Here is a 21,612-nt window from a genome sequence, read left to right as displayed (position 1 = left end):
CTTTAACTGATCGGCATTACTCAACAATGAGCGCTTTAACTTCATAACAATGTCTAGTTCAGGCTTTCAGGCTTTCAGGCTTTCAGGCTTTCAGGCTTTAAAAGTACCTTAAACCAAGATTAGTGCGTAATGGAAACCGCGGTTAAGTCTTTATGCTTGTGATACATCGCGTGTTTGACTATCAGGTTCGCACTCACGCTATCCATTCCTGACACTTCAACGTAAGCCCCTTTTTTACGGAACTTGAACACAACCTTATCAAGCGCCTCGACCGAGGTATTATCTAAGAATGACGCATCCGATATATCGATGGTCACTAAAGAGGTCGCGTTGTCATAATCAAATAAGTCGACAAACGCATCTGACGAAGCAAAGAAGACATGGCCTTTTACTCGGTGAATGGTGTGCATTTCGTTTGTCACGACTTCATCGGATATAAACACCATGGATTTGCTGGCATGTGCATAAAACAGAGCCGACAGCACCACGCCAACCGCAACACCTATCGCTAAGTTATGAGTAAACACCACCACCGCCACGGTTGCTAGCATGGTTACATTGGTTGGCAGTGTGTGATCTTTAAGCTCAACAATGGAACGCCATGAGAATGTGCCGATAGAAACCATGATCATCACAGACACTAAAGCGGCCATCGGTATCAGCTTCAACCAATCAGAAACAAACACCACCATTAGCAACAAAACCACCCCAGCGATCATGCTGGACAATCGGGTTAAGCCACCTGATTTGATGTTAATGATCGACTGACCGATCATTGCGCAGCCCGCCATTCCACCAAAAAGGGAAGCCACGATGTTCGCAACGCCCTGCCCTTTACACTCATTGTTTTTATTGCTTTCAGTATCAGTCAGGTCATCGACTATGGTCGCTGTCATCAAGGATTCCAACAAGCCAACCAGAGACAGAGCAATCGAATATGGCAGGATGGTTGCAAGCGTCTCAAACGTGAATGGAATATTAGGAATCAAGAACACAGGCAGTGAATCGGGAAGCTTGCCCATATCGCCAATCGTTCTCACATCTAAGCCGAAGAGCAAACTAATGATTGTCAGGGTAACAATCGCGACCAGTGGAGAAGGTATTGCGCGACCAAACTTGGGGAAATAAGGAAGCAGATAAATGATCGCCAAACCCAAAGCGACTAACACGTAAACGCTTGAAGGGACGTTGATTAATTCAGGAAGTTGGGCCATGAAAATTAGAATGGCGAGCGCGTTAACAAATCCAGTAATCACCGATTTGGAAACGAAATTCATCAGGTTACCAAGCTTGAGATAACCAGCTGCGATCTGAATGACGCCAGCTAGAAATGAAGCGGCGAGTAGATATTCTAGTCCGTGCTCTCTCACTAAAGTGACCATTAGTAGCGCCATAGCGCCTGTTGCACCGGAAATCATTCCCGGACGACTGCCAACCAAAGCAGTGACGACACAAATACAGAACGAGGCATAGAGCCCTACTTTAGGGTCAACGCCTGCAATAATTGAAAATGCGATGGCTTCAGGGATCAATGCGAGTGCAACCACAATCCCAGATAATGAATCTCCTTTAACGTTTGATAACCAGTGTTTTTTTAAATAATTAAGCATGTAATTCTCTTTTACTTGTACAGCCAGTCCTGCCTTGTTGAGACATAATTTGATCGACTGTTTTTCTTGAATGAGCGAGCGCTCGAAAAGTGCGGGTGTAGAGAGAATGCAGGGGTTAAGGCGGCGTAATTAACACGTAGATATTAAACTCCTCTTGTACTTTAGTGGGAAATTAAGAAGGTGATCAAGTCCAAAATGACTGAATCCGCGCCAATATAGAGTGAGTCTCAACACAATCACACTCCCATTATTGAAAACAAAGGTTTCGATTACGCCATGCTCGTTCAGCAGCTCACATAGGGTGAAAGGTAAGGCTGACGCTAAGATCGAACAAAAAACACACCCTCAAACCTATTTATCGTCAGTAGACACAATATTTCTTTCACCAAGCAAGAATAAAGGTTGAAGCTGTCGGTATGACAGGTAATATGTTCAATCGATTTAAAAAGTTTATACAACTTAATGTTTCGGCTAATTATTGTGCAAATGTATATTTATTTGCAGCAATGCCAGAGACTTTGAGTTGAATTTGTCCCTCAATGGAGAATGAAATCAACATGACTTACGCGCCTGTAACAGACGTACTTGGCGGCAAGCTAGCGGTAGACAGTGAAGTAACTGTTCGCGGCTGGATCCGTTCACGTCGTGATTCCAAAGCTGGAATCTCTTTCCTTGCCATTTATGACGGCTCTTGTTTCGACCCGATTCAGGCCGTGGTTCCTAATAATCTTAATAATTACGAAAACGAAGTATTAAAGCTAACAACTGGCTGCTCTGTTGAAGTAACGGGTAAGATTGTTGAGTCTCCTGCGAAAGGTCAAGACTTCGAACTAGCAGCAACTGACGTTAAAGTTGTAGGCTGGGTTGAAGACGCTGACACTTACCCAATGGCTAAGACGCGTCACTCTATCGAGTACCTTCGTGAAGTTGCTCACCTACGTCCACGTACAAACGTGATTGGCGCAGTAGCACGTGTACGTAACTGTCTATCTCAAGCGATTCACCGTTTCTACCACGAGCAAGGTTTCTTCTGGACTTCTGCTCCGCTTATTACTGCATCTGATGCAGAAGGCGCTGGTGAAATGTTCCGTGTTTCTACGCTAGACATGGAAAACCTACCACGCACTGAAAAAGGCGACGTAGACTTCAACGAAGATTTTTTCGGTAAAGAGACGTTCCTAACAGTATCTGGCCAACTTAATGCTGAAGCTTATGCTTGTGCACTAAGCAAGGTTTACACGTTCGGTCCTACGTTCCGTGCTGAAAACTCAAACACAAGCCGCCACCTAGCTGAGTTCTGGATGGTTGAGCCTGAAGTTGCGTTTGCAGACCTTAACGATGTAGCGAAACTGGCTGAAGACATGCTTAAGTACGTTTTCGCTGCTGTTCTTGAAGAGCGCCGCGACGACCTTGAATTCTTCGCTTCTCGCATCGACAAGCAAGCAATTACTCGTCTAGAGCAATTCGTTGACGCTGACTTCGCACAAGTTGACTACACTGACGCAATCCAAATCCTACTAGACTCTGGTAAGAAATTTGAGTTTGACGTTGAGTGGGGCATCGACATGTCTTCTGAGCATGAGCGTTACCTAGCTGAAGAGCACTTCAAAGCACCTGTTATCGTTAAGAACTACCCGAAAGACATCAAAGCTTTCTACATGCGCTTAAACGACGACGGCAAAACAGTTGCAGCAATGGACGTACTTGCACCAGGCATCGGTGAAATCATCGGTGGTGCACAACGTGAAGAGCGTCTAGACATTCTAGACGAGCGTATGATTGCTATGGGTATCGACCCTGAGCACATGAGCTGGTACCGCGACCTACGTAAATACGGTACAGTGCCACACGCTGGTTTCGGTCTTGGTTTCGAGCGTCTAGTATCTTACGTAACAGGTATGGGTAACGTTCGTGACGTGATTCCATTCCCACGTACACCACGCTCTGCAAACTTCTAATTCGAAACCTATTCGATATTAAAAGTTAAGAACAAACAAAAACCTCCGCACTTGCGGAGGTTTTTTTATGTTCGGAATAAAACGAGTCCAGATGCTTCTGCGTGCCACTATCTGAGACTCATTATTTCAAAAGCTAATCCACATCTTGGTCGATAGCGTATTTTATTGCAAGACCGCAAATTGCCATCATAACGAATGGGATCGCGGCAGTGGTGTATTCCGCCCACGCCATATCAGCGAATGCTTTTGCCAGCAGTACGTGGCCGAGAATAAGCAGAAGCGCACACACAATAGCGACAATAATCAGCTTAACTTCATTTCCCATAGTCATTTTCAACATAACGGTATCTCCAATATTTGGTCTACCGTTATTGAATCACAACTCTTTGGTCAATTAGGCGTACAGTTACCCCACAAACAACCCGTACAGTTGGAATGATTGTCTTTTTTATGAGGGACTTAAGGTTTTACGAGTGCGTAAGTTGATGTGCCAGTTTGCCAAGCCAGATGAGCGCCTGTTCTTTCTCTTCTGTCAGTTCATAAGAGAAGTTCAATCGTATCGCGTTATCCACTCTGCCATGCTCACTAAACAGATCGCCAGATGCAACGCTAATACCTTGTTCGATAGCCAGTTGATGAAACTGTTGGCTGTCGAATTTTTCAGAAAAGCGAATCCATATCAAGTAACCACCAGCCGGCTCTTCAATCTCTATTGAATGCGGAAAGTACTGCTTAATGACATCGATAAATCGCTCTTTCCTGACGACAAGGTTTTTACGCAGTTTACGAAGGTGATTGTCGTAGCTTTCATGCGTTAAGAAATGAGCGACACCAAGTTGAACAGGAGCGCTACTCGATAACGTAGAAAGAAGCTGTAACTTTTGAATCGCGTCGTTAAAACGCGTGTTCACAACCCACCCTACTCGATAACCAGGACACAAACTTTTTGAATACGACCCACAAAGCAAGACGGAATCTGTCTTATCGAAGGCCTTTAGTGGCTTCGGCTTATGCCCTTCGTAATAAAGATCGCCATACACGTCATCTTCAATAATGTAGGTTCCATGCTGTTCTGCAATCTCTACCACACGGCGCTTTGCCTGTTCCGACAAACTGGTTCCCGTTGGGTTTTGAAAAGTCGTCATCAGCCAACACGCTTTAACATCTTGGTTTTGTAGCGCGTTTTCAAACTGCTCTATATTCAACCCATTGATTGGGCAGACGTCCACTTCGATCGGGTTAAGCCCGAGCCTCTCGACAGCCTGCAGAGCACCATAGAATGCGGGAGACTCAATCACGACGTTATCACCCGACTTGGTGACCGTTTGCAGGCTCAAGTTGAGCGCCTCCATAGCACCCGACGTAATCACGATGTCTTGATGATTAACCGTGATCCCTTGCTGCAGATAACGCTGTGCGATTTGCCTTCTCAAGGACTCACTGCCCGGTGGTAAATTATTTATCACACTCGCGCCAGTCATCTTCCTACCCGCGCTGGCAAGGTTTCGAGTCAAGGTAGGTAACGGGAAAAGGTCGGGATCTGGGAATGCAGAGCCGAAAGGAATCACACCTTCGGCTGAACTCGACTTCAAGAAATCAAATAAGCGGTCATTAATGGCTTTCTTTTCACTAACGAGTGGCTGTGCGTAGTCAACGCCGTCCAGCCTTGGCGCTACAAAGTAGCCCGACTGAGGTTTAGCGATGATCCACCCTTCGCTTTCTAGCAACTGGTAGGCTTGTAAGACAGTACTATTGCTGACGTTGTAATTTCGACAACTCATGCGTACCGAAGGGATCTTCTCTCCGGATCGCCACGTATTGTTGGCTATCTGAGTTCGAATATCCTTTGCAAGCTCTTCATAACGCGCCATCTAATTGTACTACCTAAAGAAATTCTGTGAGCCGGTGATTTTATCACTTACGCCAACAACTATTGCTGCTATCCATATGATCGCACCTAATTTCCACAATAGTGTGAATTGGTTCACAGATAACTTTGTAAGCTTTGCTAAGTTTGTACCCAAGGTAGGAGCTAAGTTGGCTTTCTACCTCAATAATTTGATGTAACCCAAAAACATGCGAGATAACAATGAAAAAAATAGAAGCAGACCAATTAAGTTATAAAGGAGAGTCAAACGGTGTTCACAGTTGGACAACACCGAGCGGTCAGCCATATTACTGGCACCCAGATTGGCTCCATATTGCTGAAGATGCGACAGGCTCACATCCAAAGCAAAAGATCGATGTCGAACAAGACCAAGCACCAACGGAAAAACACGCGGTGTCTGCTATTCTGAAACACATCAACCAATGGGCTGCAGACAAACTAGCGTCTCACCCTGAGATTGAAACCGGCTCAATCGAAGCTGAAATCAATCTCAAAAAGTAACGGGGTAAAGTAGATAGCAAACTCAATCACTCGCGATTCTAACCAGTACACAGACTGAATAGCCTCGAACCTCGACCGAGGCTATTCAAGTATCTTCATAAAAATGCTGCAATAACCCCCACCTAGCTAACAAATCTCTAACACAAACCAGTTTCTTGTATCAATCCACGAAAGCTATCGATAGAATTTCCGGTCTTATTCACGTCACTTATGCTAATCATTCGCAATTTTAAAGTCGTGAATCAATGAATGCGTAAATCTAATAAGAATGAGAACAAAGGCTTACCGATGGATACTTCAAATTACAATCAATCGCTAACGACTAAGTTATACGTCATTGCTGGCGTGCTGTTTGGCACCTATGGCAGTCGGGTGTGCCCTATGCTCGATAGCTTAACGACGTTAGAGATTTTCACACAAGTCAGTATTGTGTTTATCTTATTATGGCTCGCACGTCGTTACCCATTGGCGCAACATACCTTGGTCAAGCAAGGCCGATTCGCGCAACTCGATACCCTGCTATTTTTTGCTGCAAGTGTGCCTTTCGCGCTCTACTACAACTTAAGCTATGAATTCACCATAGATAGTAATTTGAAGGTGCTGTTTGGCATGAGTCTATTCGGCTTCTTTACCGGAACCATTCTTCAATTGAATGCCAAGCTCAGCCAAATGGATAAAATGGAGACGACTGGACAATTCGACTTCCAACTGGTTGGTGAAAGAAGTTCACTGGTCAAGCAGATGATAGGCTTGGTTATCGTGCTTCTGGTAACACTGACGACTATGTTGACGATGATTGCTGTCAAAGACATCTTCTGGCTAGAACACAACCCTGACCGCTTATTGGATGGCACCGGCAAGATCAGCGTGATCAAAGAGTTTATTTATTTGGCTGTGGTACTGGGTGGCTACGCGATAACCATCATGACGCTTTGGAGCAAGCTAATTAAGCGTATTCTCCTAAGCCAAGAGCACGCATTAAACAAAGTCACCAATGGCGAGCAAGGCGTTCGCTTACCTATTTTCGGCTACAACGAGCTTGGATCAATGGCATCTATGACCAATACCATGCTTGATAGCCTTGAAACCGCGCAAAACGAAGTGAAAACCACACGTGACGTGGCCATTGTGAGCTTATCGGCATTGGCTGAATCTCGAGACAATGAAACGGGCGCACATATCCTAAGAACTCAAGAGTACGTCAAGGTGCTCGCACAAGAGCTCAGCAAATCAGAAACCCACTCAAGCTTGTTAACTCCAAACTACATCGAGTTGCTCTACAAATCTGCGCCTTTGCACGACGTGGGCAAAGTAGGTGTTCCTGATAGTGTGTTATTGAAGCCGGGCAAATTGACGGACGAAGAGTTTGAGATAATGAAAGGTCACCCCGCGATTGGGGCTGAAGCGTTATCTATTGCAGAAAAGCAGTTGGGAAGTAGCTCTTTCTTAAGAGTCGCAAAGGAGATATCTCTCACTCACCACGAGAAATGGAATGGCAGTGGTTATCCTAATCAGTTGTCTGGTGAAGATATCCCGTTATCTGGCCGTTTGATGGCGTTGGCCGATGTTTATGATGCGCTAATATCGAAACGCGTTTACAAGCCAGCCTTTACTCATGAACAAGCCAAACAGATCATCTTAGAGGGCAATGGGACGCATTTTGATCCGCAAGTTATCCAAGCTTTTCTAGCAGTTGAACAAGCGTTTGTTTCAATTGCCGCGACCTACAAAGATGGCAAAAATGTAGCCAGTGAACTCGAGCGCGAAAGCTTTATTGCTCAACCAGCGTAATCTATTCAAAAACCACTAACTTCTTGCACTCTATAGGTTAATCCGTAGGGTGTTTTGTTATCAAATACCCTCTTTAGTCAATAAATCTGATTGAAATGGATTTTTTTTAGCCTTTCTGTTCACTTCGTATTGTCTTAAAAATTCCATACAGGTATAACTACCCATAGATACTATCCCCTCTCAATTGACATGGATGAAGATTATGTTTGAAAAAGTGTTAGCTGCTCCCGCCGATCCTATCCTCGGCCTTACTGAAGAGTTTAAAAAAGACTCTCGTGCAGAGAAAATCAACCTTGGTGTTGGCATCTACAAAAATGAAGATGGTCAAACGCCTGTACTTAAAACAGTAAAGAAAGCAGAAGCTGCACTTCTTGAAAACGAAAAAACCAAATCTTACCTAACGATTGAAGGTACGGCTGAATACGGTCTAGCGGTTCAGAAACTTCTTTTCGGTTCAGACGCAGAGATCGTTGCATCTCAACGCGCTAAAACAGCACAAGCTCCAGGTGGTACAGGTGCACTTCGCGTAGCGGGTGAATTCATCAAGCGCCAACTGGGCGATGTAAAAATCTGGATCAGTAACCCAACTTGGGCAAACCACAACGGCGTTTTCGCTGCTGCGGGTATCGAGACAGCTCAATACAGCTACTACAACGCTGAAACAAAAGACAAAGACTTCGCAGGCATGGTTGCTGACCTAGAGAAAGCTTCTGAAGGCGATATCGTTCTTCTTCACGGCTGCTGTCACAACCCAACAGGTATCGACCCAACAACTGAAGAGTGGGAAGTTCTTGCTAAGCTGGTTGCTGAGAAAAAACTGCTGCCTCTATTCGATTTTGCTTACCAAGGTTTTGCAAAAGGCGTTGAAGAAGATGCTGCTGGCCTACGTATTTTTGCTCAATACAACAAAGAGATCCTTGTTGCTAGCTCGTTCTCTAAGAACTTCGGCTTGTACAACGAGCGTGTTGGTGCATTCACTCTGGTTGCAGAATCTGCAGACGTAGCAACAACAGCGTTCTCTCAAGTTAAGAGCATTATTCGCTCTATCTACTCTAACCCACCAGCGCACGGCAGTGCTGTCGTTACTCACATCCTTGGTGATGCTGATCTACGTGCTGAATGGGAAGCAGAAGTAGCAGAAATGCGTGACCGTATCCAAGAGATGCGTGAGCTATTCGTAACAACACTGAAATCTGAAGGTGTTGATGCAGACTTCACATTCATCGAACGTCAAAACGGCATGTTCTCTTTCTCAGGTCTAAGCAAAGAGCAAGTAACTCGCCTAAAAGACGAATTCGCAATCTACATTGTTGGCTCTGGCCGTATCAGTGTTGCTGGTATGACTAAGTCGAACATGGGTCCTCTATGTAAAGGTATCGCTGCGGTTCTTTAATCGTAAAGTGAAACCTGTATTTACAGACCAGAAACCTGCTCTTGCAGACCGATAGATATGCAAAAGCCAGCAATTAAGCTGGCTTTTTTGTGTCTCGACTTTCAGGTTTAGATACTTTGTAAGTTAATACTCTAAGAAAAACTCTACACCCAACTCATTGGTTCGTTCGCTACGAATTTTACCTTCACCATCTCGATGTTGGTATGACCCACCAATCGCAAACTTGTTGGTCACTAGATAACGTAAACCTAAGTGATAGATCTCTTCATCAAACAGGTCACTTCGGTTCACTTGCACACTGCCATTGGCAATCCAACGTTTCGCAAAGCCATAGTTAAGCTCAGCTTTTACCCCTTGGATGAACTCAGTGTCTGAAGATTCAGTTTGGTTGGTGTCATTATTTTCAACCTTACCCTTAGTGATACCAAGCAGGTAGTAAGCCACTATATCTAAATCTTTCTTAATGCTGTAACGGTAACCAACACCTGGCATCAGCGTATCAATTCGAGTTGTGGTGTCATCAGGGTGAATAAAGCGTGCGCTGTAGTCTCCCAGCAACAACCAATCATCCGTCATCGCGTAACTGACGCCTAATCCATACGACGAGGCATTGTTATTACTGCCTGCATCTTCATTTAAACTGCCCGAATGCGCCGTGGCATAAATATGGTCGTAATCCAAAATATCCACCGCGTTAGTGTCCGCCCACAAACTTGGAGAAAACATAAAAACCGCAGATACAAAACTAAGCTTCCACTTCGACATTCCTATCATCCTTAAACTGTCACTCCATTAATTGAAAGGTTAGTCTATCCATAAGACTTTAAAAAGGTTTTAGCTCACAGATTGATTTGTGACGGCAAAATATTATCAAATGTTGTACCATGAAATCATACAAACCAATGGATGATCATTATGGATGCTGAGTTATTAGAGATTCAAAACTTTCTGGCACAATACCCCCCTTTCACAGAACTCCCTGAGGAGATGTTGGCGAAAGTGACCAGTAGCGTGGAAATTTCTTATTACCGCCAAGATACCCCTATCATTCACTTTGGTGATCAAATTCATGACTTATACATCGTTCGAAGTGGCGAAGTCGAAGTCTACCGTCGTAAAGGCGAACTCTATAACCGCCTGGATGAAGGTCACCTGTTCGGTCAAATGGGCCTACTGACCAACAACAAGGTGCGTTTCCCAGTTAAAGCGACTGAAGACACCCTACTCTACTGTATTCCTGAGCCTATCTTCCAAGAGCTCTACGACAACTACGACTCTTTTGCCGATTTCGTAGAAGTAGAAGATAACGCACGACTGCGCCAAGCCAACTCAGACAGCAACGACGCTAACGACCTAACAACATCCAAGGTTAAAACGCTACTGACCAGCGAAGCGCCAATGATCGAAAAAACGCGCACGATTCAGCAAGCTGCGACCATGATGGCACAAGATAATGTTTCCTCTTTGCTGATCATCGACCCAGATATCGTTGAAGATGATGAAGATGACTCAACACCCGTGATTGGCATCATCACCGACCGAGATTTGTGTACGCGAGTCCTCGCCGAAGGTCTCGATCCATCGGATGAAGTATCCAGCGTAATGACACCAGAGGTTATCTCACTCGACCATAATGCTTACGTATACGAAGCTATGATGACCATGCTTCGCTATAACGTGCATCATTTACCAGTACTCAAAGATAAGAAGCCGATTGGTATTATCGAAGCGACCGATATTGTTCGTTACGAATCTCAAAACTCGCTGTTATTGGTAAGCAGCATCTTCCAACAACAAAGCATTGAAGATCTAAAGGTGCTTTCCGAGCAAGTGAAAGACAGCTTTGTGCGCTTAGTTAACGAAGATGCCAACGCCCACATGGTGGGTACTGCAATGTCGGTAATTGGTCGTAGCTTTAAGCAGCGAATTATCGAACTGGGTGAAGAGAAATTGGGCAAGGCGCCTATTCCTTACTGTTTCCTCGCACTCGGCTCTATGGGGCGTGATGAGCAGTTGCTGGTTACAGACCAAGATAACGCAATCATTCTTGATGATACCTACGACGAGAAAAAGCACGGTAAGTACTTTGAAGAGCTATCGACCTTCATTTGTGATGGCTTAGACCAATGTGGCTATGTGTACTGTACTGGTGACATCATGGCAACTAACCCAACGTGGCGTATGACTCGTCGCCAATGGGAAGAGTGCTTTGCCGATTGGATTGATGATCCAAACCCGAAAGCCCTGTTGAATGCTTCAATCTTCTTTGACTTAGATGGCGTTTATGGTCGTCTAAAATGGGCCGAGCAATTGAACAGCTTTATTGTTCGACGCGCACGTAAGAACAATCGCTTCTTGGCGTGTCTTGCACGTAACGCACTCAACCGTACACCTCCGCTCGGCTTCTTCAAAGATTTCGTGATGGAGAAAGATGGCCGTCACAACAACTCTATCAACCTTAAGCGTCGTGGTACTGCGCCACTCGCCGATTTGATTCGTGTTCACTCGCTCGCGGTAGCGTCTCGCTCTAAGAACTCGTTCGAACGCTTAGATGACATTATTGACGCCGGTATTCTGCCAAAAGGCCGAGCTCAAGATTTGAAAGATGCGATGGAGTTTATCTCTCTGGTTCGTATTCGCCACCAAGCACACGATGTCGACAACAACATCGAGCCTGATAACAACATCGAGCCAGAGAACCTGTCTGACTTCGAACGACGTAACCTAAAGGATGCATTCCAAATATTAAGTAATGCGCAAAACTTCCTTAAGTTCCGTTATCAAGCCAGCAACAAGTTTAAGTAGGGCCTATGAACAAACTATTCAGATCACCTGCGGTCGATTGGCCATTTAAGTTTGCTCAGAAGCTTGAACGAGCGAGAGACGAGCGCTTAAAGCACTTTTATAGCCAGCCTCTTCCTGCGCCTGATACGCCACTTTCAGAAGTGATGTTTTTGGCTGTCGACTTTGAGACAACGGGGTTAAACCCAAACAAAGACGGCATCATTACCATTGGTTTAGTGCCATTTACGCTCAATCGCATCTACTTGCGACAAGCCAAACACTGGACTCTAAGACCAAAACAGAAACTTGAAGAAGAGTCTGTCGTGATTCATGGCATCACTCACAATGACATCATTGATGCGCCAGACCTTAGCGAAGTGTTGGGCGAGATCTTAGAATCAATGGCGGGACATATCCCTGTGGTTCACTATCGTCGTATCGAACGTGACTTTTTGGACAATGCATTGAAAGTGCGACTCGGTGAAGGCATTGAGTTCCCAGTCCTCGACACGCTGGAGATTGAATCTCAGATCCAAAATAAACTGGCTGGCGGCTTGTGGAACAAGCTGAAAGGTAAGAAGCCAGCTTCAGTGAGACTGGGTCAGAGTCGTCGTCGATACCATCTGCCCGACTACACGCCGCATCATGCATTAACTGACGCTATTGCGACCGCTGAGCTACTCCAAGCGCAAATTGCTCATCACTTTGACTCTGAGATGCCTCTGAAGAGTTTCTGGCTCTAGCTGAGTTACGTAAGCTAAATACAAACACAAAGCCCATCAACTTTCCATTGGTGGGCTTTTTCATTTTTATCGTCTGTGTTTAAGCAACGGTTGGCCCGACTAAGCGCATTTCCCATAAGCGTTTAAACATATTATAACGTCACACCGCAGCAGTTCCGCTCTAATGGACGTCGAAAATCGTGATCGCTATTTGTCAGCGTGATTGGCATTATTACTTCCCAACCACAGACAACGTTTGGTAATAAAGACGCTTTTGCTGATACATATTCTCATCAGCGACTGAGAACAATTGCTCAACGTCTGTTGAATCACTAGAGGCTGCACCAATCGAGAATCTGACAGGAATAGAGATACCCGCTTTAGTCTCGATTGCCTGTTGCTCCTGAGCAATGTACAACTGCTCAGTCATCTTTGCGACATTGAGCGAACTCGACTCACCAGACGTTAAGGTAAGCACCGCAAATTCATCTCCACCCAAACGGTATAGATTACTGGCAGGTGTCAATTCGTGGCTGATTACGTCTACGCAGCGCTGTATCAGCTTATCCCCGGTCTCATGCCCATGAACATCATTGGTCGTTTTCAAGCCATTGATATCAATAATGATCAAAGAAATCTGATTTTGATTGTCGTTAATGCTGCGTTTACTGAATTCGAGATCTTCATTAAAAGCTTTACGATTCAAACAGCCAGTCGGCATGTTAATCCGTGTAATATTTTCGAGCTCTAGCCAACCAGCTAACTGTTTTTGGTACATGTCAAAAATCAGAAGATCTTCTTCACTGAGGACATCAAATGAACTTGAACAAAAATACCCGATCGCCGTCCCCTGTGAGTCACAGAGTATCAGGTCAGCCTCGCCAGTCCGGTTAAAATGAAACTGAATCGAATGTTGAACAAGTAATGTCTTTAACTCTTGATCGACCATTTGAGGAATCAACCGATATTCAGCCGCGTGTCTTGATGATGCAAACTGAACGATCTTCAAAATACGATGCTTCTGGGATTCTTCACGCGCGAGCGAATTAGTTAACTTGCTGGTTTTCTCTTCGACTAAGTCCTCTAGCTGAACATTAAATCTTTCGAGTTTATCGTTACTTTCGGTAAGCTCACGGACTTGATATTGTATGCGACCCCACAAGGTTTCCAATAAACGACTCAGCGTGACGAACTCTGTAAAACGATGTTCATCCACACTATGAGTCGGTGACTGGTTATGCGAATACGACGTAACAGATTCAGCCAACAAGTTTAACTGCCCTGAGAACCAGCGGCTTAGGAACAGAGCAAACACAATCGAGATGGCAAGCGTCGCCACCAATATTCTGACAAAGACCACCTGAGCTTGTTGCATCTCTAATAAACGCTCACTGTCGGAAATATGATGTTTGACGTTCAGTACCAATTTGTCGGTAAAGAATGTGCTGTCGATAGAGATAATGTTCGCACTTTGTTCAGAAGATTGAGCATCCGTTGAACCAATATAGTTAAACTCAACCGACTCATTTTGATAAAGGAAAGGCGTCACTTTAGTCTTAAGTCTGTCATACCCCATAAGAACCACAAGATAACCCTGCGGCGTGTATGTAGAACCTTCTATCAAACGATAAGGTAAAATCGGCGCGACAAAAGCGATACCTGCAGCGGCATTATCCGCCACTTCAGTTTCGGTAAACTCGGTGTGGAACAATTTCCCTTGCCCATAAACCGATTGAGGACGCTTCAAGCTTTCTAATAACTGGCTCTGCTCAAAATGGTACAAGCTGCCTTTGCTGTCATAAATGGGCTTCCAGTTTTGGTCCAGAATATAAGTCGCGGACACACTCTCCGCTAGCGCATTGAAGCTATCCATCTTGTCCCAAACAACACTCGAGAAAAAGATATTACCACCCGCTTTAATCAATGATCGGTCATGCGAATACCATTGAGTTAGGCTCGCCGTCAGCTTAATTTGCTCTTGTACGGTTTGACGAATACCGGTCGTAGAGTTGTCCAGCTTGGTTTCTTTTTGCTCTAAAGAACTTTGGTTTTGTTTATTGAGAATCAACTGTCCCGCTAGGTAAACAGGAAGCATTGAGCAAGCCAGCAACACCAAGCCCATGGTGTATTTTAATGATAGCTTCAATCTCTTACCCTCATATTCGCCGAGTAATATTGAACAAAATCATTGTAAAACTTATGCAGTTCACTCTTTGGCATCCCTGACTTGTAACGCTGATACGCCCGAGCCGATGCCTCCCAAACGATCGCCATCTTGTAGTCACTCGACATCATTTGCGATGCTTGAAACTCATCGTACATATTTGAAAGTGTCTGGTTACCTTCCTCAACACGGCGTTGATTAACCTCATAAAACGGCGAAACCATGGCACTCGAGTGAGCTAAATAGGTGAAACTGTTTGATTGCAGGTATTGAACGACTTCTTTCAAAGCCAATTTCTTATCTGGGTTTTGCATGCCTTTTTCCGTGACAGCAAAAACCTTTGCGCCACTAAATGAAGACATACTTTCACCACGATAGGTCGGCAACGAATTGATGTACAAATCTCGACCAAAGGCGGCATCGAGTTCGCTGAACGCCCAATCACCGTCAATCAAAAACTCGACTTCCCCATTGATGAACCTCTGCCTCGCGCAAATATCGCTGCACGATGATTCGATGACTTTTTTCTGCTGCAACATGTCGATGAAATCAAAGATAGCAACTAACCCTTCACCATTAACATTCTTCGACGATAATAAGTCTTCAGAAAAAAGCTGATAGAAAGCTAGATAGAAGTACATGTTTGGATTGGGAAAAAGCACGCTCACTTGATCGGACTGAGCAGAGCGTTCAATTAGGCTCTCCCATGTCACGACTTGCGCTTGAGGCTTGCTCGAATACAGAACGACTTGGTTTCCAATACCAACCGGTAACGCCTTAAGCTCACCGTTGATGACCACTGCATCAAGCGCTTTTTTCTCATAGCGTTGGGTATCGACCCAAGCATCAGGAAGCGTCGCTAAATCGATATATTCAGTTAGACCTAAGAAGTCAGAAGGAACCCAGATGGCGTCGGGAAAGGTATTGTCTCTAGGATCAGCAACAAGCAGTTCAGAACGAATACTGTTGACGTCAAACGAACGAGTTTCTACACGATGATCAGTCATCGCTTCGATATGTTCTTTTACATAATCGGCCGTTTCATAATTAATACCAGCCCATATTTCAAGTGTGGACGAACAAGCAACGGCCGGAAATAGCATCGCAAATAGACTAAATAACCTCACACTTGGTTCCTTGTGGTAAAAATTAGACGTTGGATTTTAATCGCCCATCAATAAACCGGGCGATGCGGCTTATCGCTCACTGCTCATGATTAGAGACCTAGCTTTGGGCGACACGTTATATAGTAAAAAGTGCCTAAATAACAGTTGATACTCTCGCTTTAAGAGAAAGGTCTGCTCATTCTGATACATCCGTCATATCTCTGGATGACTGTTCTTACAATAAATCAACATACCATACCCTTTATTATTAACGACAAAAAAAATGCCGCAAAAGCGGCATCTATCTCGTTCGGTGCATTCGACACAATAAAAATCAAATAAGCAATTTATCAGTCAAAGCCCTATCATCGATTAAGCGTATTTCTCTTCGAAATCTTTCATGAAGCTAACCAGCGCTTGAACGCCTTCCAGAGACATTGCGTTGTAAAGTGAAGCTCTCATTCCACCTACTGCTCTATGGCCTTTCAGTGATTTCAGACCTGCAGCATCAGCCAATTCTAGGAACTTGCCATCTAACTCAGGTTTCGCTAGTTGGAACGGCACGTTCATTCTAGAACGGTTTGCAGTGTGAACATCGTTTTTGTAGAAAGCTGAGCTATCGATTGCATCGTAAAGCAGCGCTGCTTTCTCTTTGTTCACCAACTCCATCGCTTCAACGCCACCTTGAGCTTTCAGCCACTTGAACACAAGGCCTGATAGGTACCAAGCGTAGGTTGGTGGTGTGTTGAACATTGAGTCTTTTTCAGCAAGTACTTTGTAGTTCAGAATACTCGGCAACACGTCGTTTGCGAGTTCGAGTAGATCATCACGTACGATTGCAATGCAGATACCCGCAGGGCCGATATTCTTTTGCGCGCCCGCGTAGATAACACCGTACTGAGACACATCAATCTTACGAGACAGAATGTTAGATGACATATCCGCTACGATTGGCTTATCCGTTTGAGGAAGCTCGCTGATTTCAATACCATCGATGGTTTCATTCGGACAGAAATGTACATACGCAGCTTCCGGGTCAATTTTCCAATCTTTAGCTGGAACAACCGCTGCTTTACCATCAATTGACGTCTTCGCGTTGAATACATCGATTTCGCAATATTTGCTCGCTTCAGTCACTGCACTTTCTGCCCAGTAACCCGCATCAATGTAAGTCGCTTTCGTCGCATCACCTAAAAGGTTTAGAGGAACAGCAGCGAATTGAGCACGAGCGCCCCCCTGACAGAAAAGAACTTTGTAGTTGTCTGGGATGTTCAGAAGATCACGTAGGTCCTGTTCGGACTCGTCAGCAACTTGAATAAATTCCTTGCTGCGATGGCTGATTTCCATCACGGAAGTCCCTAAACCATTCCAATCAATAAAGTCCGCTTGCGCTTGTTTCATTACCGGTTTAGGCAGTGCAGCTGGGCCAGCACTGAAGTTGAATACGTTATCTAATGTAAGTTCCATGGGGATGATTGCTCCTGCTAAATAATAACTATGCAAGTAATACCATGTTTTACCCAACATAAAAACAACAAAAGAGGTCTTAAGACCTCTTTTGTTTTGTACCGTATAAAATGTTTAAGCTTAACCTGCTAAATCACCCTATCAGTATTCACGCCTGCTCTGTTTATTGAACAAAAACCGGCATAAGTAGAGCGATTAATGGAATTTCTTTTCCATTTTCGAACACTAGGTTTCCATTTTCTAAGTCAGCGCTGATTTCATAACCACTGTCTGTTTCCTTGATCATTTCCATCACAAGCAATTCATCGATACCTTCACGGATGAATGGATACTCTTCAACAAGTTCATTTGAGAAGCTAGAGTGAACGTTGCCCGTTAATGCAGGCATGATCATCGAAGGGTTGCTGCTGATGTTTTCGGTCCCTTCCGGCACGCTCACCAACCACTTAGATTCGAACTGTCCCTTACCTAACTCTAACGACATGTTGTTCATTGAAAGGTCGAAACCTTTAGCAAACAGGATATCGATAAATGGAATGATCTCTGCAACGTCTTCTTGCGTCATCACAGGATTAGATTGGTAAATCTCAAAGATTTTCTCAAACGACTCGCTATCCAACTTCGACATTTCAAAATCGACGTTTAGGTTGTTCAACTGGCCTTCACTGGTCTCGATGTTTGCGATATCCAGCTTGAGGTTGCTGCGCAGACGCTTAGTTGCTTCATCTAGATGTGATTCAAAATCGTACTTAGAATTTTCAATGGTCATGAAAGGCTGCATTGCAGAATCTGAAACCAAGAAGCTATCGATAGTAAAATTCTGAGTACCTAACCAGTAGCCTTTCGCTTGTTGGCCTGAACCCACACCTTTCAGATTAGACAGCGTTACCTCTTCACCGGTTTCAAAATCAATTTGAACTGAAGGGATTGAAAGCTCGTAATCAACTTGGCCTAAAACAGTCGCATGGCCAGAAAGATTCGATTTAGTGATCGAGACCGAAGTCCCATTCTCATCAGAACCTTGGTGATTGAACTGGCTTAACTCAAAGTTAAAGTCAGTGTTGCCGTTTAGCTCAGTACTAGTGGTCAGAGTTAAAGGCAGAATATCGGTATTCTCAAACGTCGACAGTGCATTTAGACTCACCAAACCATGGCTAACCGCACTATTTATGACAAACTCACTCGGCAACCCATCAATCGCAAGTTGCTCTTTCAGGTTTTCATCCGTCACAGTTAAACGAGTGGTTACGTTGGAAGACAAGTAACCTCTATCGTATTCCACGATCTCAGCTTGAATGCTTGAATTGTTAAGCTTTGCAACGCCATCGGTAATCGCATTTTGTCCAATTTGCCCAACCGCTAGCGGCCAACAAAGTGCCAGTGAGATTGCTCCGCCAATAGCACCAATTTTTCTTAACTGTTCCATGAGTTCTCTTTCTACACGTGTCTATTTTTTTTAGTCTAACCCATCAGTAGCAAACAAGAAACATTGAGTTAAATCAGTCTATTGCTCGATACTTCGATTGCCTCAATAAATTAACGGCTAGCTCTCATCCTTATTCGGCGGTTCTTGCTAGGCTAAAGACGTCGCTACTATTAAGGTTGAGCTGTGAATCAATACGCTGTTATCTGTTTGGACAATAATCCGGTTAGCATTGAAAGAATACGTTCGGAGCTGGCTCCGTTGGCTTCTGTATTCGATATTTATACTGCCGAGAACATAGAAGACGCACATCACGCATTAGAAGATATTCATGATCACAACCAAACCGTTGCCTTGGTGATCACTCATCATCATTCTGAATTTAATGGCGTGCAATTCCTGATTGAACTTCAACAGCTGCCCCATAGTAATACCGCAAGAACGATATTAGTCAGCGCTTCGTCAGACATTCAATCCATTTTAACCGCTGTGAATGAAGGTAGGCTCAACCACTGTTTAACCAAACCGGTTCAAGATCAGGTTCTGTTCAAATCAGCGCAAAAAGAGCTGACCTCTTTTGTTATCCAATACGACTCAGAAAACCTGCTCTCTTACAGCGATGCATTGGATCAACAACGCTTACTCAGAGCGCACATTGAGCAAAAGATTCACTCTTTCCAATCGGGTTTCATTCACGACTACCACCAGCTTTCTGATAATGCCCTTGCAGAACGTGTCGTCAGTGCCTTACAAGATGTGTTTTCAAAAGATGACAAAACTAAGGCCATTCGTGACTATTCCCCCGAGCATCTACTCACTGTGGAAGGCGAAGACAATCGCTTTTTATGGCTGATCATTGAGGGTGAAGCAGCTCTTTATAAGAAAGATGAACTTGGGCAACAGCGGGAAGTGGTACGTCACTCCAAAGGGAACATTGTTGGCGGGATGTCATTTGTAACAGGCGAGCCTTCGTTTTCTACGGCGATCACCCTAACGCTGACTCGCGTTATCAAACTGGATAAAGATAGCTTTGCTCAGGTGATGCATTCAAACAATACCCTGCTGCCTTTATTTACCAATCTATTGCTCCGTCATTTTAATCGACGTTTGCAACGCAGCATCACCAATAAGATCAAACTGCAGCAGACACTAGAATCATTAGAGTCTGCACATCAACAACTGATCGAGAAAGAGAAAATGGCGATGCTCGGGCAGCTAGTCGCGGGAGTCGCACATGAGCTGAATAACCCGATTGCTGCCATATTAAGAAGCATCGAAACTCTGTCAGACCATCTCGACCAAATATTGGCATACCTATCCGTTCCAGAGTCCAATAAAGGGACTGACGTACTGGCACATTCAAAGTTAGCTAAGCCACTATCAACAGCCCAAGAAAGACAGCTCGTAAAGCATCTTACGTCGACGATTAATGACCGTGCTTTAGCAAAAAAAGCCGTGAGACTAAACCTAAGCCAAGACTCTACGGTTCTAAACACATTAAAGGCGTCCCCTGTCGCAGGCAAAGAGCTGCTCAATGACTTAGAACATTACCATTATGTTGGAAACTCTATCCGCTCAATTCAAGTGTGCAGCAAGCGTATTGCCGATATGGTCAAAAGCTTAAAAAGCTATGCTAGAGAAGATGAAGAAGTTCGCCACTACACAGATATCCACGAAGGGCTTGAAGATACCTTAGTGATCTTCGAAAACAGGCTTAAACACCACCAACTCGAAAAGCATTACGATACCGACTTACCGCCTTTATTGTGCCAGTCGCTCTCGCTGCAACAAGTGTGGACCAACCTTATCTCCAATGCGCTCGATGCCCTATCTGAACGAGGAAAAGTGACCATCACCACTTCTCAACAGACAAAAGGCGACGACGCGTTTCTTGTGGTGCAAATCTCCGATACTGGCCACGGCATTGCCAAAGAAGACATCAACACCATTTTCAACCCAAATTTCACGACTAAAAAAGAAGGCAACTTTGGTTTAGGGATTGGGTTATCCATTTCTCAACAAATCGTTTCGGCTCATCAAGGGTTTATTTTGGTGGAGTCAGAGGTAGGCAGCCATACAAACATGCAAGTGTGGCTTCCATTCAAACAAGAAGGAGCACCTCATGAATAAGTACCTAATTTTATGTGTCGATGATGAACCTGAAGTTCTCAATAGTGTCCTTCAGGACTTGGCGATATTTGAAGAGAACTTTCTGGTTGAAGGTGCAGAGTCGGTCGATGAAGCCAAGCAAGTAATCAAAGAAATGGGACAAGATGGTATTAAGCTCGCGTTAATCTTATGCGACCACATCATGCCAGAAGAAACCGGCATTGATTTTCTGATCGAACTCAACCAACACGACGCTACTAAACCAACGCGTAAGCTGTTGCTCACCGGGCAAGCTGGGCTAGAAGATACCGTCACAGCCATTAACAACGCAGCACTTGATTTCTATATTTCAAAACCTTGGCAAGGCGACCAACTGAGAGACACGATTACTCAACAATTGACTGACTATGTCATTGCCAACGACAAGCAATTGCTAAACTGGACTTCCATCTTAGATACCGAGCGCATACTGACTTCAATGGCGGATAAACGCACCAGTTTTGGTGAATAGCACTGATTGGTTAATGGATACTGAGAATAGCGTCATCCGATATAAAAACCTTCCGAATGTATACAAATTTTGGATAATTCGCTCGTCTATTTTTCTCATTCGCCCTAAACATGAGATCTCCGTTACATACTGATCCTTAATTTGCTTGTTTTTTAACTAAATGAGTAAGGTTTTACATTTTAAAG

The 21,612-nt window shown here is 44.4% G+C and carries 16 protein-coding genes; 8 read left to right on the top strand and 8 right to left on the bottom strand.

Features of this window, described 5'->3' with window-relative positions; translation table 11 throughout:
* Window positions 1-119: 119 nt before the first annotated feature.
* Window positions 120-1,610 (bottom strand): SulP family inorganic anion transporter, encoded by a 1,491-nt coding sequence (locus AB4486_RS08250; RefSeq protein WP_017068770.1) that lies wholly within the window; start codon window positions 1,608-1,610, stop codon window positions 120-122.
* Window positions 1,611-2,167: 557 nt separating this feature from the next.
* On the opposite strand from AB4486_RS08250, the gene asnS reads away from it, so the two are divergent.
* Window positions 2,168-3,568, top strand: a complete 1,401-nt coding sequence (asnS, locus tag AB4486_RS08245) for an asparagine--tRNA ligase (RefSeq protein WP_017060416.1) — start codon at window positions 2,168-2,170, stop codon at window positions 3,566-3,568.
* Window positions 3,569-3,701: 133 nt separating this feature from the next.
* On the opposite strand, the gene AB4486_RS08240 is transcribed toward asnS, so the two are convergent.
* Together AB4486_RS08240 and AB4486_RS08235 are read right to left on the bottom strand one after the other, a co-directional pair.
* A complete protein-coding gene (locus tag AB4486_RS08240; RefSeq protein ID WP_004734707.1) occupies window positions 3,702-3,908 on the bottom strand; it encodes a hypothetical protein in 207 nt (68 codons plus the stop codon).
* A gap of 127 nt (window positions 3,909-4,035) precedes the next feature.
* On the bottom strand, window positions 4,036-5,439 hold the full coding sequence (locus AB4486_RS08235; protein ID WP_017065418.1) for a PLP-dependent aminotransferase family protein: 1,404 nt from the start codon (window positions 5,437-5,439) through the stop codon (window positions 4,036-4,038).
* 218 nt (window positions 5,440-5,657) lie between these two features.
* Here AB4486_RS08235 and AB4486_RS08230 point away from each other — a divergent pair, with 218 nt between their 5' ends.
* The 3 genes from AB4486_RS08230 (at window position 5,658) to AB4486_RS08220 (ending at window position 9,141) form a co-directional block, all read left to right on the top strand.
* The gene (locus tag AB4486_RS08230; protein WP_017060414.1) at window positions 5,658-5,957 is read left to right on the top strand and encodes a hypothetical protein; all 300 of its coding nucleotides are present in this window, start codon (window positions 5,658-5,660) and stop codon (window positions 5,955-5,957) included.
* A 249-nt stretch (window positions 5,958-6,206) separates the two neighbouring features.
* Window positions 6,207-7,748 (top strand): HD-GYP domain-containing protein, encoded by a 1,542-nt coding sequence (locus AB4486_RS08225; protein WP_102428577.1) that lies wholly within the window; start codon window positions 6,207-6,209, stop codon window positions 7,746-7,748.
* Between the two features lie 202 nt (window positions 7,749-7,950).
* Entirely contained in the window at window positions 7,951-9,141 is a 1,191-nt protein-coding gene (locus AB4486_RS08220) for an amino acid aminotransferase (RefSeq protein WP_019822582.1), read from the top strand.
* A gap of 123 nt (window positions 9,142-9,264) precedes the next feature.
* On the opposite strand, the gene AB4486_RS08215 is transcribed toward AB4486_RS08220, so the two are convergent.
* Window positions 9,265-9,906 (bottom strand): outer membrane beta-barrel protein, encoded by a 642-nt coding sequence (locus AB4486_RS08215; protein ID WP_052878179.1) that lies wholly within the window; start codon window positions 9,904-9,906, stop codon window positions 9,265-9,267.
* Between the two features lie 150 nt (window positions 9,907-10,056).
* On the opposite strand from AB4486_RS08215, the gene AB4486_RS08210 reads away from it, so the two are divergent.
* Together AB4486_RS08210 and AB4486_RS08205 are read left to right on the top strand one after the other, a co-directional pair.
* Window positions 10,057-11,946: a DUF294 nucleotidyltransferase-like domain-containing protein gene (locus AB4486_RS08210; RefSeq protein WP_048609207.1), complete on the top strand. Its 1,890-nt coding sequence runs from the start codon at window positions 10,057-10,059 to the stop codon at window positions 11,944-11,946.
* 5 nt (window positions 11,947-11,951) lie between these two features.
* The gene (locus AB4486_RS08205; protein ID WP_017060409.1) at window positions 11,952-12,668 is read left to right on the top strand and encodes a 3'-5' exonuclease; all 717 of its coding nucleotides are present in this window, start codon (window positions 11,952-11,954) and stop codon (window positions 12,666-12,668) included.
* 211 nt (window positions 12,669-12,879) lie between these two features.
* Here the strand turns inward: AB4486_RS08205 and AB4486_RS08200 are convergent, their stop codons facing one another.
* The 4 genes from AB4486_RS08200 to AB4486_RS08185 all read right to left on the bottom strand — a co-directional run bounded on the left by AB4486_RS08200 (window position 12,880) and on the right by AB4486_RS08185 (window position 18,810).
* The gene (locus AB4486_RS08200) at window positions 12,880-14,769 is read right to left on the bottom strand and encodes a GGDEF domain-containing protein (protein ID WP_372116931.1); all 1,890 of its coding nucleotides are present in this window, start codon (window positions 14,767-14,769) and stop codon (window positions 12,880-12,882) included.
* A gap of 20 nt (window positions 14,770-14,789) precedes the next feature.
* Entirely contained in the window at window positions 14,790-15,914 is a 1,125-nt protein-coding gene (locus AB4486_RS08195) for an extracellular solute-binding protein (protein ID WP_372116929.1), read from the bottom strand.
* Window positions 15,915-16,289: 375 nt separating this feature from the next.
* Window positions 16,290-17,384, bottom strand: coding sequence for a 3-phosphoserine/phosphohydroxythreonine transaminase (gene serC / locus AB4486_RS08190; RefSeq protein WP_017065411.1), 1,095 nt, complete (start codon window positions 17,382-17,384; stop codon window positions 16,290-16,292).
* A 163-nt stretch (window positions 17,385-17,547) separates the two neighbouring features.
* Window positions 17,548-18,810: a DUF945 family protein gene (locus AB4486_RS08185; protein WP_372116926.1), complete on the bottom strand. Its 1,263-nt coding sequence runs from the start codon at window positions 18,808-18,810 to the stop codon at window positions 17,548-17,550.
* Between the two features lie 183 nt (window positions 18,811-18,993).
* On the opposite strand from AB4486_RS08185, the gene AB4486_RS08180 reads away from it, so the two are divergent.
* Window positions 18,994-20,937, top strand: coding sequence for an ATP-binding protein (locus AB4486_RS08180; protein ID WP_372116924.1), 1,944 nt, complete (start codon window positions 18,994-18,996; stop codon window positions 20,935-20,937).
* Window positions 20,930-21,427: a response regulator gene (locus AB4486_RS08175; RefSeq protein WP_017065410.1), complete on the top strand. Its 498-nt coding sequence runs from the start codon at window positions 20,930-20,932 to the stop codon at window positions 21,425-21,427. The genes AB4486_RS08180 and AB4486_RS08175 overlap by 8 nt, the downstream gene beginning before the upstream one ends.
* Window positions 21,428-21,612 lie beyond the last annotated feature (185 nt).

This window comes from Vibrio sp. 10N.222.55.C6 (assembly GCF_041473395.1).
GTDB lineage: Bacteria > Pseudomonadota > Gammaproteobacteria > Enterobacterales > Vibrionaceae > Vibrio > Vibrio crassostreae_C.
This window is presented reverse-complemented; position numbering and strand designations above follow the sequence as displayed.